Below are 16,686 nucleotides of genomic sequence, written 5' to 3'. Positions count from 1 at the left end.
CGTTTCAGCGTGTCGGCTCGTCCGCGGAAAGCCGGGCGAGCCAGTCGGCGCCGACCTTCCAGCGGCGCAGCACGTCGAGCGGGTTCTCGTTATCGAGCCGGCAACAGATGCGGTAGATTTCGAGCGTTTCGGCGCTCATCTCGCCACGCTGGTAAAATTCCATGGCGGCGGCATACCGGGCGCGGCCGGACCAGGCTTGCCCGACGGGCGTCCTGACCTGCGCCCAGAGGTCCTCGTCGCCTTCCTCCCCTGGCCCTGCCATCAAAACAGGCCCGGCGGATTGGCGCTGCGGCGGGCAAGCGTCACGAAGGGCCGCGGTACGATGCGGGCACGTTTCATCAGCTTTTGATATTGCAGCTCGCGCAGGGCGTAGATTTCCACCCAGAGGCCGTCCTGGATGCGTTCGCCATAGGGGCGTTCAAGGCTGGCGATGGCGATATTGCGCTTGGCGAGCGGCGACCAGATGGCGGCTGTGACGATGCCCACCTCGCGGCGTTTGTTGTGATAGACCAGCGCATGCTCCGGCGGCACGTTGCCGTCGATTTCCATGCCGACGAGGATGTGCTTGAGCGTCTTCCCGGCGCGTGCCGCCATGATGGCGCGGCGGCCGTTGAAATTCGGCTTTTCCAGGTCGATCATCCAGTCGAGGCCGATTTCGTCCGGCAGGCGCAGGCGGTTGCCGCGCAAGGCCGTTTCCGCGGTCATGAAATCGGCGTTGGCGACGATGAAGCCGGCTTCGATGCGGGCGCGGTTGAGCGCGGTGTAGCCGATGGCGCGGATGCCCAAAAATTTTCCCGCTTCGAAAAGCCGGTCCCAGAGCGACAGGGCCAGCGCGCGGGGAACGAAGAGTTCGTAGCCGAGATCGCCGGTAAAGCCGGTGCGCGAGATGGTGACGGTGCAGCCCTCATGGGCAAAACCGCCGATCTGGAAGGGTTTCAGTGCCTCGACGCCGGCAAAGCCCGCCTCCTTCAGGATGGCGTAGGATGTCGGCCCCTGCAGCGCCAGCCCGGCGACCTCGCCGGTCTCTTCGCGGATATCGACCGCAAAACCCTCGGCGCTGTCGAGAAGCCAGGGCAGATGGCGTTCCTGGCAGCAGAGCCGGAACTCGCTCTCGCCGAGCCGGAACAGCGTGCCGTCGTCGAGCACATGGCCGTGATCGTCGCACCAGGCGGTGTAATGCACGCGGTTGATACCGAGTTTTGCGACGTTGCGCACCGTCAGCCGGTCGAGGAAGGCGACGGCGCCGGGGCCGGTGATGCGATATTTCGTCATCGGCGAGATATCGAAGACGGCGGCGGTGGAGCGGATGGCGAAATATTCCAACTCCTCGTCGTCGAGCGCATGCGGCGCTTTGTGGCCGGCCCAGCCGTACCAGTCGTTGGTCTTGTCGAGCGCGGCAAGCCGCTCGTGGAACGGCGATTCGAGCAGCAGCGTATGGAAATGCGGCTGCGCGGCCTTGCGGGTGGCGAGATCGAGGGTCATCGGCGGCTCCTTGCCTTCGACGCGGCGATGATGTGGCGGGCGGCATTCATGCCCGGCACGCCGGAGAGGCCGCCGCCCGGATGCGAGCCGGCGCTGCAGAGGTAAAGACCCTCCACCGGCGTTTCGTAGCCGGATAAGGCGAAGGTCGGCCGGTTGATGAGGAGTTGGTCGGCCTGAAGCTCTCCATGGTGCCAGTGTCCGCCCGGCAAACGGTAACGCGCCTCGATGTCCGGCGGCACCAGAAGTTCGGCGGCGACGATCGAGCTGCGGATATCTGGCGCGTAACGCTCGATGGTCGAAAGGATCGTTTCGAGGAAACGCGGCTTGCCGTTTTCCCAGCCTTCCTTCAGATCGTAGGGGGCATATTGCACCAGTGCCGAGAGCACGCAGGCGCCCGGTGGGGCCAGGCTGAGATCGCCCATGCTCGGCAGGGTGATTTCCATCACCGGATCGGCGGAGAATGCGCCATATTTCGCCGGGTTGAAGGCATTTTCCACGTGATCGACCGAAGGCGCGATCACCAGCCTGCCGCGCTGATCCTTCAGCGACACGCCGGTAAAGACCGGCACGCGATCGAGCGCCAGATGCAGCTTGGCGACATTGCCCTTGCTGCGGATATGCCGGAGGCTGCGGGAAAGGCCCGTATCGATCTCGCCTGCCGGCAGGAATGTCTGCAACGTCGTCACCGGATGGATGGCCGACACCACCTCCGTAGCGCGCAGTTCTTCACCATTCTTCAGGACGACGCCGATCGCACTGCCCTTTTCCGTCAAGATTTGCGCGACGGGTGACGAGAAGCGGAGACGGGCGCCGGCGGCGATGGCGGCCGTTTCGAGTGCCCGCGCCAGCGTGCCCATGCCGCCTTTCGGCAGGTATTGGCCGCCGGCCTGACCCAGAACCTCGCCGGTCAGGCGATAGAAGAGGCCGAGCAGCGATGTCGGCGAGCGCGGCCCGAGATGGATGCCGAGCGTCGCATCGAAGGCGATCAGACCTTTCAGGCGATCATCGGTGAGATATTCGTCGGCGATATCGGCGACGTTCATCAGCAGCATGCGGGCGAAATCGCGGGCCTCCTGCCGGCCGTGGCGCAGCAGGCTGAGGCCGGTGAGGCCGAGTTGCAAGGCGTCGCCCAAGCCGATGTCTCCCGGCCGCGGCGGCTTGCGTGTCAGGAAGGATTTCAGCACGCCCGCCTGCAGCAGCAGCTTTTTGCGCATGGCGGCGAAGGCTCCGGCTTCCGTTTCGCTCACCCCTTCCAGCGTCTCGCCATAACCGCCGTGCAGCACGGCGGGGCCGCGCTGCGCATCGAGCGCCAGTGTCGGCACCGCTTCGCCTTCGAACAATGTCCGGTCGAGCTTGAGGCTGGACATGACCTGCGGATGCAGCCGGTTGACCACATGCGCCAGACCGCTCGCCCGGAACCCCGGCGCGAATTCGACGGTGCGGGCGCCGCCGCCGGCGGTGTCCGCCGCTTCCAGCACCAGAACCTTGCGGCCGCTCTTTGCCAGGAAGCCGGCGGCAACGACACCGTTGTGCCCGGCGCCGATGATGATGGTGTCAAAGGACGTCATGGGCGGCACTCATATGCGAACGGGACCTGTCGAGGTCGCGGAGGATTTCGGCGGCGGCATTGCGGCCCGGCGCCCCCATGACGCCGCCGCCCGGATGGGTGGAGGAGCCGCAGATATAGAGACCCTGGATCGGGCTGCGATATTGCGCGTAACCCGGCACCGGCCGGTTGAACAGAAGCTGGTCGAAGGTCAGTTCGCCCTGGAAGATATTGCCTTCGGTGAGGCCGACTTCCTGCTCGATCTCGCGCGGCGTACGCACTTCCATATGGATAATGCGGTCGCGAAAGCCGGGCGAATAATCGGAGATCTGCTTGATGACGGTTTCGGCGAAGGCATCCCGGTCGGCATCCGTCCAGTCGCGGCCTTCCACCTTGGGCGGACAATATTGCACGAAACAGCTCATGAAATGTTTGCCTGCTGGCGCCATGGTCGGGTCGAGCGTCGTGGGGATCATCATGTCGAGGAAAGGATCGGCGGACCAGCGGCCGGCCTTCCAGTCGTCGTAGGCGCGTTCCATGCGCTCGATGGAATCGGTGAAATGCATGTCGCCGCGCATGCATTGCGACCCTTCCGGCAAGGCGGGAAATTCCGGCAGGCTGTCGAGCGCGATGTTCACCTTGCCGGAGGAGCCGCGCATCTTGAAATGCTTGACCCGGTGCAGGAAGGGTTCCGGCAGTTCCTTCGGCTCGACCAGCTTCAGGAAGGTGCGCTTGACGTCGGCATTGGAGACCACCATGCGGGCGCGCACCTCGTCGCCATTGGCGAGCGCGATGCCAACGGCACGGCCGCCCTCGACGATGACCTTGTCGACCTCCGACCCGGTGCGGATCACACCGCCCGCCGCCAGGAAGGACGAGGCAAGCGCCTTCGTCACCGCCCCCATGCCGCCGCGGGCATAACCCCAGGCGCCGACCGAGCCGTCGACCTCGCCCATGTAATGGTGCAGCAGCACGTAGGCCGTGCCCGGCGACATCGGCCCTAGCGCCGTTCCGATGATGCCGGACAGTGCCAGATAGGCCTTGATGACATCGGTCTCGAAATATTCGTCGAGGAAGTCGGCGATCGACATGGTCCAGAACCGCAGCGTCGCCGCCATCTCGGCCGGGCTGAATTCACCGAATTTCTTAGCCAGGTAAAGAAGCTCGCCGATATCGCGCGGCTTGCACGAGAAGGGATCGGGCGCGGTGCGCATCAACAGCGGCTGGATGAAGCGGCACTGGCGGGTAACGTCGCGGGCGTAACGCTCGTAGCTTTCCGCGTCGCGGGCCGAATAGCGGGCGAATTCCCGCCGGTGGGCGTCGTGGTCGCGGTAGGAGGCAAGATAATCGCCGTCGCGGGTGAAGACGGCGCCGCCTTCGTAAGAAATGATCTGCAGCCCGTGTTTCGGCAACTCCAGATCACGCATGATCTCCGGGCGGAAAAGGCTGCAGACATAAGAACAGTTGGAATAGAGGAAACCCGGCGTCAGCTCCCGGCTGGTGGCTGCGCCGCCGACCCAGGGATTCTTTTCGACGACCACGGTTTCCAGTCCCGCCCGCTGCAGGTACCCGGCTGTCACCAGACCGTTATGGCCTCCGCCGATGATGATGGCATCGTAGATCTTCATCCGTCACCCCAACGCTCTATCGTTAAAAATTTGCATGGAAAGCAGATGCTTGTCCAGAGATATTGAATGAGTATTCAGCAAGTCTCTTGCAATCGGCTGATTCTGCGATAGGATTTTCGCCGGATGAGCGAGAGGATGATGCGGCAAGGCTAGAAGAGGCGCGCATGGCAGGGGCCGAAAATCACGAGCCGGAATATGACGAAACCCATATCCGCTTTCTCGAGCTGGTCTGGGGCGAGGGCTATCTCTCTCCCGGTGGACCCGAGGAGGTCAGGCGCGTGCTCGAAGGCATCGACCTCGCCGGGAAAACGGTTCTCGACTTCGGTTGCGGCTCCGGCGGCATCAGCCTGTTTCTGGCCCGGCATTTCCAGCCGGCATCGGTGACCGGTTACGATGTCGAGATGCCGGTTATCCGCAAGGCGCGGGCGGAGGCTGCGGCAGCGGGGCTCGACGATCGTGTACGGTTCGTCCAGTCGCCGCCGGGTTCGCTGCCTTTTGCCGATGCTACCTTCGACCTCGTCTTTTCCAAGGATGCCATCGTCCATGTTCCCGACAAGGAATGGCTGTTCCGCGAGTTCTTCCGGGTGATGAAACCCGGCGGTATCTTTGCGGCCTCGGACTGGCTGATTTCCCACGACGGTCCGCCTTCGCCCGACATGGCCGACTATCTCGATGCCGAAGGCCTGAGTTTCGGCATGGCGCCGCCTCGGCGTTACCGGAGCGCGATGGAGGCAGCCGGTTTCGCCGATGTCGCTACCGTCAGCCGTAACGGCTGGTACAGGATAGAAGCGGCGCAGGAGCTTTATCGCCTGCAGCACGAGCTTTACGACAGCGCGGTCGAAGCGGTCGGAAAAGCCTTTGTCGACAAGAACATCCGCACCTGGGCGGCGATGCAGAAGGTTCTTGACAGCGGGGAGCATTGTCCCACTCATCTGCGGGCTCGAAAACCAGGGGCGGAGCAATGACGGTCGTTCTCCGCCGGAATGAAAAGGAAGTGGCGGTTCGCATGAGCGCATCCCAGCAGGCGGCGGAATTGGACAAGAAGGGCCGCAAGGCTTCGAAGGAAACACGGCAGCAGCAGCTCATCGAAGCGACGATCGATTCTCTTGCCAAACGCGGTTATGCCGAAACGACGCTCGCCGACGTGGCCGATGGCGCCGGCCTGTCGCGCGGCATCGTCAACTTCCATTTCGAGAGCAAGGAAAAGCTGCTCGTCGCGACGCTGCAATATATGGCGGAGGAATATTCGCAGCACTGGCACCAGGCGCTGGAGCGGGCCGGCGAGAGTGCGGCCGCCCGCCTCTGGTCGTTGGTCGCCGCCGATTTCGACCGCAAGATCTGCACCAAGCGCAAGCTCGCAGCCTGGTGCGCCTTCTGGGGCGAGGCGAAATCGCGGCCGACCTACCAGGTGCTGTGCGGCGCCAACGACAAGCACTACCAGGAGATTTTTATCGGCCTCTGCCGCGAGCTGAAGGAGGAGGGCCGCTACGGCTTCGATCCCGATGCCATGGCCCTTTGCCTCTGCGCCATGCTGGAAGGCCTGTGGCTGCGGCTGATGATGGGCGAGGGTCTGACCCGCGAAAAGGCGCTAGCCGCTTCGATCGATTTTATCGTTTCCGTCTTTCCTGCGCATTTCAACCACTCCGGACCGAGGGAGAATGGATCCGGAGGCCGATAAGAAGAGGAGAATGGCATGGCATTGCACGCAACGGCGGTTCGACAGGCAGGTGCCTGTCTGGCGCTCGCCCTTTCACTCTCTGTCTCGACTGTGGCGCTGGCCGCCGACAGCCTGACGGTCTTCGACTGGTCAGGATACGAAGATCCTGCCTTCCATCCGAAATATACCGAAAAATATGGCAGCGAACCGGATTTCAGCTTCTTCGGCGACGAGGAGGAGGCCTTCCAGAAGCTGCGTTCGGGTTTCAAGACCGATCTCGCCCATCCCTGTTCGCAAAGCGTGGTGAAATGGCGCGACGCCGGGCTGCTCGAACCGCTCGATACCGGCAAGTTGGCAAACTGGGACTCGATCCTGCCCGGCATCAAGGGCATGAAGGACCTGATGACCACGGCGGACGGCAAGGCGTGGTTCCTGCCCTTCGAATGGGGCAACACGGTCACCACCTATCGTGCCGACAAGATCAAGCCGGAGGAAATCCAGTCGCTAAAAGCCTTTGCCGATCCGAAATTCAAGGATCGCGTCTCGATCGGCAACAATGTCGACGATGCCTATGCGCTGGCGAGCCTCGCCATCGGCGTCAAGGACTGGACGACGTTGACCGACGAACAGTTCAAGCAGGCGTCCGATTTCTTGCGCGCGGTGCACAAGAACGTCCGTCTCTACTGGACCGACAACACCGAAATCAGCCAGGCGATGGCCAGCGGCGAGGTCGATCTCGCCTGGGCCTGGAACGAAACCGCGACGACCCTCAAGAAGGACGGCGTGCCGGCCGAGATGAAGAAGGATACGGACGAAGGGCTGTCCACCTGGGTCTGCGGTTACGTCCGGGTCAAGGGCGCGGAAGGCAGCGTCGACAAGGCTTATGACTTCCTCAATGCCGTCACCGATCCCGGCATCGCCGCCTATCTCGTCGATTCCTGGGGTTACGGGTCGGGCAATGCCAAGGGCATGGCGACAGTCGACCCGGCGGTGCTGGAGCGCACGGGATATGCCGACGTCGAAAAATTCACCGCCAACACGCTGTTCCAGTCGCCGGTGCCGTCGGAACTGAAGCAGAAGATGATCGCCGAATTCGAGAAGATCAAATCCGGCTACTGATCATTCAGCAAGCAGCACAAGGGCGTCCGGATCGTAAGCCAGCCGGACGCCCGCACCGATCGGCAGGTCGTCGGCGCCGTAATTGTTGGTCTCGATGATCGACAGCGGCGCCGAAAGCCCGTCGACGGCAATCGACAGATGGGTCGTCTCGCCGAAATAATGGCGGTTGCTCACCGTGCCACGGATTTCTTTCGCTGCGGTTTCGCCCTCCCACAGCAGGCGCAGGCGCTCCGGCCGCATGCCGAGCGTCACCTTGCCCTCGACTACGGTAAAACCCGGCGGTTTTTCGAGCACGACGTCGCCGAAGATGTCCGTCCGCGCCGCGACCTTGCCGTTGGTATCGCCGGTCACCGTAGCGCTCAGGAAATTCATGCCGCCGAGGAAATCGGCCACCTGGCGGTTGACCGGGCGCTGGTAGATCTCCTTCGGTGTCGCCACCTGCGCCAGCTTGCCGGCAAACATCACCGCGATGCGGTCCGACATGGCCAGCGCCTCGTATTGGTCGTGGGTGACGAGGATGAAGGTGATGCCGACGGCCTGCTGCAGGCTGCGCAGCTCCACCTGCATCTGTTCGCGCAGCTTCTTGTCGAGTGCCGACAGCGGTTCGTCGAGCAGCAGCACCTTGGGGCGCATGACCAGCGCCCGGGCAAGCGCGACGCGCTGGCGCTGGCCGCCGGAGAGTTCGTGGGCCTTGCGGCTGCCGAGCGTCGAAAGCCGCACCTGCTCCAGGGCTTCGCCGATGCGGCGTTTTTCTTCCGTCTTGTCGAGGCGCAGCCGTTTCAGGCCGTAGCCGACATTTTCCTCGACGTTGAGATGCGGGAAGATGGCGTAGTTCTGGAAGACCATGTTGGTGGGGCGGCGGTTCGGCGGCGTGCCGGTGACGTCCTGCCCGTCGATGCGGATCGATCCGTCGGTCGGCTCGACGAAGCCGGCGATCATCCGCAGAAGCGTGGTCTTGCCGCAGCCGGAGGGGCCGAGCAGCGAGAAGAATTCGCCGCCGCCGATCTCCAGCGACAGGCTGCTGACCGCCGGATAGGGGCCGTAATATTTCGAAATACCGTGGATGGAGATCATCGAACGGTCAGCCATGGGGGACCTCCTGCAGGATTTTCCGGTTCTCGGCGCGGCGGCGGAAGATTTCGGCAAGCGTCAGAAGAAACACGGAGGCAAGCAGCATCAGCGATCCGAGCGCCAGCACCGAGGGCAGCTTGGCGGCAAACCGCAACTGACCCCAGATATAGACCGGCAGCGTCTGCTGCGTGCCGGTGAGGAAGAAAGCGAGGATGAATTCATCGAGCGAGATGGTGAAGGCGACGAGCAGGCTGGAGAGGATAGCGGGCGCCACCACCGGCAAGGTTACCCGGCGAAAGGTGCCGAAGGCGGTTTCGCCGAGATCCTGCGAGGCTTCCTCCAGGCTGCGGTCGAACCCCTCGAAACCCGAGACAAGCACGGCCATGGAGTAGGGAATGCAGAACACCGTCTGGCCGAGGATGACGGTGAGCAGCGACAGTTCCGCCCCCATCGCCAGCACGATCATCAGGAGCGAGATGGCGACGATGATTTCCGGCAGGAAGAGCGGCGCCATGATCAGGCCCGAGGTCAGGCGCTTGCCGCGGAAATCGTAGCGGGTGATGGCGCGGGCGGCGCAGATACCGAACAGCGTCGCCAGAATGGACACCGAGACGCCGACGATCAGGCTGTTGCGCGCCGCATCCAGCATCACCGTATTGCCGGCCAACGTAACGTACCATTTCCAGGTGAAGCCGGCGAGCGGGAAGGTGGTGGAGGCGGCGTTGTTGAAGGAGAAGATCGGGATCAGCAGGATCGGCGCATACAGAAACAGCAGGTAGGCGGCGACGAAGACCGGCAGGAGGCGCAGGCGTCCGCTCATCGGATCCCCCTGACGATCAGTCGCAGCCCGAGCACGATGGCGCCGGCCAGCAGCGTGACGATCACCATTGTGGTGACGGAAAGTGCTGCACCCAGCGGCCAGTTGGCGGCCTTGCCGAAACTCGCCTGGATGGCGCTGGCGATCATCACCCCTTCCTTGCCGCCGACGAGCTGCGGCGTAACGTAATCGCCGACTGTCGGGATCATGACGATCAGGAAGGCGGAGATGACGCCGGGCATGGAGAGCGGCAGCACGATGCGGAAGAAACGCCGGATCGGCCCGTCGCCGAGGTCGGCGGCGGCCTCGATCAGCGAACGGTCGATCTTTTCCAGCGAGATGAAGATCGGCAGGATGGCGAAGGCCGCCCAGCTGTGCACCAGCGTGATGATGACGGCATTGGCGTTGTAGAGCAGCGAGGTCAGCGGCTGCTCGATGATGCCGAGTTTCATCAGCCCGGTGTTCATCACCCCCTGGTAGCCGAGGATCACCTTCCACGACATCACCCGCAGCAGGTAACTGGTCCAGCAGGGAATGGTGATGACGAACAGCCAGAAATTCTTGTTCAGCCCGCCATGGAAGGAGATGAACCAGGCGATCGGATAGGACAGGACGACGGTGATGACGGAAACGGTGAGCGAGATGTAGAGCGAGCGGGCCAGAAGGTCCTGGTAGATCGGCTCGCCGAGCGCCTGGCGGTAGTTTTTCAGCGTGAACGTCCGGTCGATCGTCAGATAGTCCTGCGTCCAGAAACTGTAGAGAAAAACGATCAGCACCGGCAGGAAAAGCAGCGCCAGCGCATACAGGAAAGTCGGAGAGATGAGGGCGAGGCCACGGGCCTCTTCGGATCGGCGCCATTGCCGGGCCGTCGCGGGCGGAAAGGAAGGCTCCGCCGCTGCTGTCATCGGCGCGGCTCTGCGGGTCTGGCCGCCGGACAGTCGGCGGAGGATGCGAAAAGACACATGACGGTTCCCCTGAGATCCATCGCTCTTTGCGGCGATTGGCTTCTTCAGGACGGAGAATGAGCGCGATCCGCCTTGAAATCAAGTGTTATTTCTGCCATCCTGATTGAACGGATATTCAGAATAATTCCGTTTTCATTTGTTTTTCATGTTGTTGTGAAGAACAATCCTTTAAGGAGAATTCCCATGTTGGCCGAGGACCGTTCCCTCAATCCGCTCGCTTCCGCAGGCAAGGTGCCGGATGCCGAGACGATGGCGAAGATCCCCAGCGCCCTGGTGCAGCCCTGGCCTTCGGCCGGTTCGATCGGCGCCGACAGGCGCGGTCTGCTGGCCTCCGGCGAGGGCATCTATGTGACGGACGGTCACGGCCGCAAGTTGATCGACGGCCCCGCCGGCATGTGGTGCGTCAATGTCGGCCACCGCAATGCCGAGCTTGCAAAGGTGATGCAGGAGCAGGCGCTGGAGCTCTCCTACAATTCGCCGTGGTACACCACCAGTTCCCCGGCCGACGCGTTGGCGGATGTGCTGGCTGACCGGGCGCCGGGCGATCTCAATCATGTGTTTTTCACCACGGGCGGCTCGTCTGCCGTCGAGACGGCGCTGCGCATCATGCAGTTTGCCAACAATGTCCGCGGCCGGCCGGAGAAGAAGCTGATGGTGTCGCGCCAGGGCGGCTATCACGGCTCCACCTATCTGTCCGCCTCGCTGAACGGCCGCCCCCGCGACCAGGACTGGATGGACAGCGCCACACATCTGGTGCGTAAATTGTCGTCGCCCGATCCTTTCCGGCGGCCGGAGGGCATGAGCATTGAGGCCTTCGAGGACGGTCTGGTGGCGGAGTTCGCCGCCCTGATCGAGAAGGAGAGGGCAGAGCGTATTGGCGCCTTCGTCGCCGAGCCGATCCAGGCGTCGGGCGGCGTCATCGTGCCGCCGCCGGGTTACCTGAAGCGCATGCGCGCCCTTTGCGCCGAAAACGACATCCTGTTCATCGCCGACGAGGTGGTGACGGCCTTCGGCCGGCTCGGCTCCGTCTTCGCCTCCAGGGATGTCTTCGGCATCGAGCCCGACATGATCACCTTCGCCAAGGGCGTGACCTCGGGTTATTTCCCGCTCGGCGGCGTCATGGTCTCGGCGCGGCTGTTCGAGGAATTGCGGCGCTCCAACCATCCCGATGCGATGTTCGCGCACGGGCTGACCTATTCCAGCCATCCGGTCGGCTGCGCCGTGGCGCTGAAGAACCTGGAACTGCTGGAAGGCGGCATCCTCGATCACGTCAACGCCCTGTCGGGGCATTTCCAGACAAGCCTGAAAAGCCTCGAAGACCTTGCCCTGGTCGGCGAGGTGCGCGGCCTCGGGCTAATGGCCTGCATCGAATGTGTTGCCGACCGGGTCAGCAACAATCCGCTGACGCTCGACCTTGAAGTCGGCAAGCGCATCGATGCCCATTGCCAGGACCTCGGCCTGCTGGTTCGTCCGCTGATCAACATGTGCGTGATGTCGCCGCCGCTGACCATCACGATCGAGCAGGTCGACACCATGGTCGATATCCTGCGCCGCGGCATTTCGCGGACGATGGACGACCTGGTGCGGGGAGGCCTCTGGAAGGGCTGATCAGACCAACACGCGACCCTGTTGCGGCGCCCGGCGCAGCAGGACAGCCGTCGTATCGAGCGCGCGCCGCAGGATCAGCCGGTCGGCCGGCGGCCCGAGCGAGATACGCACCGCCTCATAGGGGGGTGCCGAGAGCGCGAAGGCGGCGGCCGGAACCACGGACAGGCCGGAGCGTTCCGCCTGGTAGGCGAAATCCATGGCCTTCCAGCCTTCGGGAAGATGAAGCCAGAGATGGTGGCCTTCTTCGTGAAATCGGTAGGCCTGTCCCTGCAGCGCATCGGCGGCGATCACCTGCCGCGCGACGTTTTCGCCGCGGATCGTCGTGGTGATGCTTTCGAGTGTTCCGGTGTCGATCCAGTGGCTGACGACGGCGGCCATCAGCGGCGACGTCATCAGGTTGCTGGCGCGCAGCACGCCGGCGAGCCGGGCAGCGGCGGTCGCCTCTGGGGCAACGACGAAGGCGAGGCGAAGCGCCGGGCTGACGCATTTCGACACGGTGGCGATATGATAGGTCAATTCCGGCGCGAAAGTCGCGACCGGCGGCGGCGCGAGTTGCGGCAGCATGCCGTAGGGGTCGTCCTCGATAACAGGCACCTGGAAGCGCCGGGCGATGGCGGCGATCTCCTGTCGCCGCGATACGGGCAATGTGGCCGTCGTCGGATTGTCGATGGTCGGAACCAGATACAGCGCCGCCGGCGGTGACGCCGAACACAGGTCGGCAAAGGCATCCGGCAGGATGCCGTCTTCATCCATGGCGAGCGGGTAGAGCCGCAGGCCGCATCGTTGCGCCACGGATTGCAGGCCGGGATAGGTCAGCGCCGGGGCGGCGATGACGCTGCCGCGCTCCATCAGGCCGAGGCACAGGGCAAACAGGGCATTCTGGGAGCCGGCCGTGATGACGATCCGCTCCGGATCGAGCCACCCCAGCCGGGCACCAAGCCAGCGTGCCGCGTAAGACCGGTCGTTGGCGCTGCCGCCGCTCTCCTGGTAGGCCAGAAGGGCGCTGCCGCTTCGGGCGGGCGAAAGAACATGCGCCATCGCTTCCGGCAGGCGACGGGCAAAAGCGGCCGCCTCCGGTTGCGGCGGGATGTTCATGCTGAGATCCACGGGCCGGGCGCCGTGGTCCGGTGCCTTTTCGGTCGATTCCGCCTGCGGAGCAATGAAGGTGCCGCGGCCGACGGTGGCGATGATCAATCCGCGCCGGCGTGCCTCGTTAAAGGCCTTGGTCACCGTCGTCAGATCGACGTCGAGCGCCTGCGCCACGGCGCGTTGCGGCGGCAGCTTGGCGCCGACAGGCAGCAGGCCCGAACGGACATCGTCGGCCAAAGCTTCGACGATACCGAGATATTTCAACCTGATGCCGTCGACGAGGCGTGGGTGCCACCCGGGATTGCCTTGTTTTCCTGCCGATATTTCCATGTCAATTAAACCATACAATAAAGACAAATTGCCGCATATGCTTGTTTGTCGTCAATTTTTGCGATAAATACCCATACAAAGAGCGCAAGTCAATGGAAATTGTATGGATTTGTCGCAAGCTTGCCATACAATTATTCCGCAGGAGCCGATCATGAGCGTTGAGATCGATTATACCGCCGATGGTTACCACCCGACCGACAATCCGTTGAAGACGGGCATTGCCGGCCGATGCCCGCGCTGCCAGACGGGCCATCTGTTCAAGGGCTATCTGACGCTGGCGCCGCGTTGCGAGATTTGCGGTCTCGATTATGGTTTTGCCGATCCGGCCGATGGCCCGGCGTTCTTCGCCATGTCGATCGTCGCCGTGCCGGCGCTGGCCTTTGCGGTCTGGTTCCAGATGCGTTTCGAAACGCCGCTCTGGCTGCACCTGATTACCACGGTGCCGTTGACGCTCGGTGCGTCGCTGGCACTGCTGCGGCCACTCAAGGGATGGCTCGTTTGTTCGCAGTTCTTCTTCAAGGCCGAAGAAGGCCGGCTGGTACGAGCAAGAGAGAAAGCGGAGCGCTGAGGGTTATACCGTCCCCCGCATCGTCGCATTGAGCGCGGCAAGGTCGGCATCGGCCGGCGGATTCTCCAGGGTCATTACCGGCAGGAGCCGGCGCAGGTGGTCATGGTGCGTCCGCACGCCATATTCCAGATCCGACAGGTAAAAGCCTGAAAAGGCTTTCGACAGCATCGATTCATTCGACCAGATGGTCAGTTGCACGTCTTCGGCCTGTGTGTCGCGGTCGATGCGCATGGCGAGGTAGCGGGCAAGCCGCTGTTGCCGGCTCTCGTTCGGATACCGGTAGACGGCGCCGCGCAGCAGCGTCTTTCCAACGGCGAGCGGGAATTCCTGGTAGAACTGCACCGATTCCGGCGTGACCGCGATCACTGCGTTCGGGAAGAGACCGAAATAGATCCAGGCAGTTTTCAATCCGTCAGGCAGATGGTCCGGTTGCGGCGCGATGCGCACATAGTTGCGCACGCTCCAGCGCCGGCCGGCATGCGGATTGTAGGTGGCGAAGGACCGGCAGAGGCCGTTGACGAAAGGTTCGTCGAAATAGGTCGATCCGTAGAGATCCTGCAGGGCCGGATGCGCCATGGCGACATGGTAGCCCTCATTGTCGACGTCGCGCACCGATTTCCAGTTGACCGGCGATTCCTGCGACCACAGGCCGTTGGTGGGAACGACGGACTCCGTGCGAAAGTGGGAAAGCTCGTCCGCGAAGGGCTGCATCACCTCGGCCACCGAAGGCTGCGGCCCGGGGCGGAAACGGATGAAGACGAAACCGAACCAGATCTCGCATTCGAGCGCCGCAAGGCCGAAATCCACCTTGTCGAGCGGCGGAAAGGAGTTCGGGCGCGCCGCGCCGCGCAGGGTGCCGTCGAGATTGTAGACCCAGCCGTGGAAGGGACAGACCAGCGCATTGCGGCAGCGGCCCTTCGGCTCCGTCACCAGCCGCGACCCGCGGTGGCGGCATATATTGTGGAAGGCGCGCACCGTTCCCTGCTGGTCGCGCAGCACCAGCGCCCGTTCCCCGAGAATATCAATGCTGATGTAGCTGCCGGGCTCAGGGATGTCGCTGACATGGCAGGCGATCTGCCAATGGTCGAGAAACACGTGCTGCCGTTCGAGTGCCAGCAAGGCCTCGCTGTGATAACACCAACCCGGCAGGCCGCGTCGATCCCAGTCGTTCGGAATGCTGATATCACGGACGGCGGTGTTCATCGCAAGCTCCATTTGCTGAACGTTCATTCAATACAATCACAAAATACGATGAAATGGAATAGCTTGCGCTAGCACTGGTTCCGTAGAGGGTGCTCAGGCACCATGCCGGTCGGTGATTGCGGCCAGACCGTCTCCGTTGAAACGGCGACCGATTGCTGCCGTTGTGGAACCGAAGTTCGCGTCGCGCATTCTTCCCGGCAGGAAACACACATCGGAGAAATACAGATGAAAGGCATTCTCTTGTGGCTGGTCGGCATTCCGATCCCGATCATCATCCTCTTGTATTTCTTCAATTATCTCTGAGGCTTGTCCTTCAAGGACGATAAGGCGGGCGGCGCTCTTTGCGCCAATTTCCGGGGTTGCCGGCGGCCACCCGGGGAACGATCGGAAAATCCGCCTCCTGCTTGTACGAAAGGAGTTTCATATGCTGTATTATGCTCTTGTATTCCTGGTCGTGGCGCTGGTCGCCGGCCTCCTCGGCTTCGGTGGCATCGCCGGTATTTCGGCGTCGATCGCCCAGGTCCTGTTCTTCCTGTTCCTCGCCCTCTTCCTGGCGTCGCTGGTCATCAGGCTGGTGCGCGGGGCGTAAATTCGGCCGGCCGACTTTCCTGGGAGAAAAGAAAATATTACACTCAGGAAAGTAGCCGCAGCCATTGCTGCGGCATCCGGTCGGGATGGTCATGGCGAAGAACAACAGGTCCGGACCGCCGGCCGGCCAAGGGCTGGCTAGTGCAAAGGCTCTCACCCAGGACCCGCACGCGCTTCGCGACACCAGGGAAAACAATCTCGAAATCGCCATCGGCCACGAGGTCCGCGCCTTCCGCAAGAAGCTCGGCATCACCGGCGCAGACCTCGCCTCGGCCACCGGCATTTCTCTCGGCATGCTCTCCAAGATCGAGAACGGCAACACCTCGCTGTCGCTGACGACCCTGCAGTCGCTGGCGCGGGCGCTCGGCGTGCCGCTGACGGCGTTCTTCCGCCGTTTCGAGGCGGCGCGTGATGCCGTCTTCGTCAAGGCGGGCGAAGGCGTGGAAATCGAGCGCCGCGGCACGCGGGCCGGCCACCAGTACAATCTGCTCGGCCATATCGGCAACAGCGCCAGCGGCGTCCGGGTCGAGCCTTACCTGATTACCCTGACTGGCGCTTCCGACGTCTTTCCCGCTTTTCAGCACGACGGCATCGAGCTCATCTACATGCTGGAAGGCGAGGTGAAATATCGCCACGGCGACCGGCTTTATCACATGCTGCCGGGCGACAGCCTGTTCTTCGACGCCGATGCCCGGCACGGACCGGAAATGTTGGTCCGCCTGCCGATCCGTTTTCTCTCGATCATCTCCTACCCCGATCGCAAGACCGGCTTTTCGGACAATTGACGGCGGCAATGGAACTATTGGCGCCGTCAGGCGTTGTCTGCGGGTTGGGGCTTGGAATGCCCTGCTGCATGCAGCACCCAAACCATCGGCGACAGGAGAGGATTATCATGTTTGATAGACTGCATTCCGGCAGCTTGAACGGCATGTCTTGACTTTTGCCATAAGTGTCGAAATCTCTCCGATTGCTCCTGTCGCGATGCGAACCCGGTCTTCGCGGCAATGGAGGAATT

At 63.0% G+C, this 16,686-nt stretch carries 16 protein-coding genes and 1 pseudogene; 8 read left to right on the top strand and 9 right to left on the bottom strand.

Annotation, left to right across the window (positions count from 1 at the left end; translation table 11 throughout):
- Window positions 1–4: 4 nt before the first annotated feature.
- From DEM27_RS17540 to DEM27_RS17525, 4 genes are read right to left on the bottom strand one after another with little or no spacing between them, the layout of a single operon-like run.
- On the bottom strand, window positions 5–262 hold the full coding sequence (locus DEM27_RS17540; RefSeq protein WP_109459528.1) for a hypothetical protein: 258 nt from the start codon (window positions 260–262) through the stop codon (window positions 5–7).
- A complete protein-coding gene (locus DEM27_RS17535; protein ID WP_109459527.1) occupies window positions 262–1,482 on the bottom strand; it encodes an aminomethyl transferase family protein in 1,221 nt (406 codons plus the stop codon). Before DEM27_RS17535 ends, DEM27_RS17540 begins: the two co-directional genes overlap by 1 nt.
- Window positions 1,479–3,050, bottom strand: a complete 1,572-nt coding sequence (locus DEM27_RS17530) for a phytoene desaturase family protein (protein ID WP_109459526.1) — start codon at window positions 3,048–3,050, stop codon at window positions 1,479–1,481. Before DEM27_RS17530 ends, DEM27_RS17535 begins: the two co-directional genes overlap by 4 nt.
- Entirely contained in the window at window positions 3,037–4,656 is a 1,620-nt protein-coding gene (locus DEM27_RS17525) for a phytoene desaturase family protein (RefSeq protein ID WP_109459525.1), read from the bottom strand. Before DEM27_RS17525 ends, DEM27_RS17530 begins: the two co-directional genes overlap by 14 nt.
- Window positions 4,657–4,820: 164 nt before the next feature.
- On the opposite strand from DEM27_RS17525, the gene DEM27_RS17520 reads away from it, so the two are divergent.
- From DEM27_RS17520 to DEM27_RS17510, 3 genes are read left to right on the top strand one after another with little or no spacing between them, the layout of a single operon-like run.
- Entirely contained in the window at window positions 4,821–5,621 is an 801-nt protein-coding gene (locus DEM27_RS17520; protein WP_109459524.1) for a class I SAM-dependent methyltransferase, read from the top strand.
- A gap of 41 nt (window positions 5,622–5,662) precedes the next feature.
- Window positions 5,663–6,334 (top strand): TetR family transcriptional regulator C-terminal domain-containing protein, encoded by a 672-nt coding sequence (locus tag DEM27_RS17515; protein WP_109459577.1) that lies wholly within the window; start codon window positions 5,663–5,665, stop codon window positions 6,332–6,334.
- 15 nt (window positions 6,335–6,349) lie between these two features.
- The gene (locus DEM27_RS17510) at window positions 6,350–7,432 is read left to right on the top strand and encodes an extracellular solute-binding protein (RefSeq protein WP_109459523.1); all 1,083 of its coding nucleotides are present in this window, start codon (window positions 6,350–6,352) and stop codon (window positions 7,430–7,432) included.
- Here the strand turns inward: DEM27_RS17510 and DEM27_RS17505 are convergent.
- The 3 genes and pseudogenes from DEM27_RS17505 to DEM27_RS17495 all read right to left on the bottom strand — a co-directional run.
- Window positions 7,433–8,431, bottom strand: a pseudogene (locus DEM27_RS17505) (ABC transporter ATP-binding protein); the annotation flags it as partial. It lies immediately after the preceding gene.
- Between the two features lie 82 nt (window positions 8,432–8,513).
- A complete protein-coding gene (locus tag DEM27_RS17500) occupies window positions 8,514–9,323 on the bottom strand; it encodes an ABC transporter permease (RefSeq protein ID WP_109459522.1) in 810 nt (269 codons plus the stop codon).
- On the bottom strand, window positions 9,320–10,225 hold the full coding sequence (locus tag DEM27_RS17495; RefSeq protein ID WP_109459575.1) for an ABC transporter permease: 906 nt from the start codon (window positions 10,223–10,225) through the stop codon (window positions 9,320–9,322). The genes DEM27_RS17500 and DEM27_RS17495 overlap by 4 nt, the downstream gene beginning before the upstream one ends.
- Window positions 10,226–10,534: 309 nt before the next feature.
- On the opposite strand from DEM27_RS17495, the gene DEM27_RS17490 reads away from it, so the two are divergent.
- On the top strand, window positions 10,535–11,893 hold the full coding sequence (locus DEM27_RS17490; RefSeq protein WP_109459574.1) for an aminotransferase: 1,359 nt from the start codon (window positions 10,535–10,537) through the stop codon (window positions 11,891–11,893).
- Here DEM27_RS17490 and DEM27_RS17485 read toward each other — a convergent pair whose 3' ends face one another.
- The gene (locus DEM27_RS17485; protein ID WP_245445899.1) at window positions 11,894–13,312 is read right to left on the bottom strand and encodes an aminotransferase-like domain-containing protein; all 1,419 of its coding nucleotides are present in this window, start codon (window positions 13,310–13,312) and stop codon (window positions 11,894–11,896) included. It lies immediately after the preceding gene.
- A gap of 151 nt (window positions 13,313–13,463) precedes the next feature.
- On the opposite strand from DEM27_RS17485, the gene DEM27_RS17480 reads away from it, so the two are divergent.
- Window positions 13,464–13,880: a DUF983 domain-containing protein gene (locus DEM27_RS17480; RefSeq protein ID WP_109459572.1), complete on the top strand. Its 417-nt coding sequence runs from the start codon at window positions 13,464–13,466 to the stop codon at window positions 13,878–13,880.
- 3 nt (window positions 13,881–13,883) lie between these two features.
- On the opposite strand, the gene DEM27_RS17475 is transcribed toward DEM27_RS17480, so the two are convergent.
- On the bottom strand, window positions 13,884–15,083 hold the full coding sequence (locus tag DEM27_RS17475) for an aromatic ring-hydroxylating oxygenase subunit alpha (protein WP_109459571.1): 1,200 nt from the start codon (window positions 15,081–15,083) through the stop codon (window positions 13,884–13,886).
- Between the two features lie 102 nt (window positions 15,084–15,185).
- On the opposite strand from DEM27_RS17475, the gene DEM27_RS17470 reads away from it, so the two are divergent.
- The 3 genes from DEM27_RS17470 to DEM27_RS17460 all read left to right on the top strand — a co-directional run bounded on the left by DEM27_RS17470 (window position 15,186) and on the right by DEM27_RS17460 (window position 16,456).
- Window positions 15,186–15,386 (top strand): hypothetical protein, encoded by a 201-nt coding sequence (locus DEM27_RS17470; protein ID WP_109459521.1) that lies wholly within the window; start codon window positions 15,186–15,188, stop codon window positions 15,384–15,386.
- 121 nt (window positions 15,387–15,507) lie between these two features.
- The gene (locus DEM27_RS17465; RefSeq protein WP_109459520.1) at window positions 15,508–15,672 is read left to right on the top strand and encodes a DUF1328 domain-containing protein; all 165 of its coding nucleotides are present in this window, start codon (window positions 15,508–15,510) and stop codon (window positions 15,670–15,672) included.
- Between the two features lie 91 nt (window positions 15,673–15,763).
- On the top strand, window positions 15,764–16,456 hold the full coding sequence (locus tag DEM27_RS17460; RefSeq protein ID WP_165823467.1) for a helix-turn-helix domain-containing protein: 693 nt from the start codon (window positions 15,764–15,766) through the stop codon (window positions 16,454–16,456).
- Window positions 16,457–16,686 lie beyond the last annotated feature (230 nt).

Origin of the sequence: Rhizobium album (assembly GCF_003122325.1) — a bacterium.
GTDB classification, from domain to species: Bacteria; Pseudomonadota; Alphaproteobacteria; order Rhizobiales; family Rhizobiaceae; genus Metarhizobium; species Metarhizobium album.
Note: the sequence above shows the minus strand (reverse complement) of the source record. Positions and strands in the feature narration are given on the sequence as shown.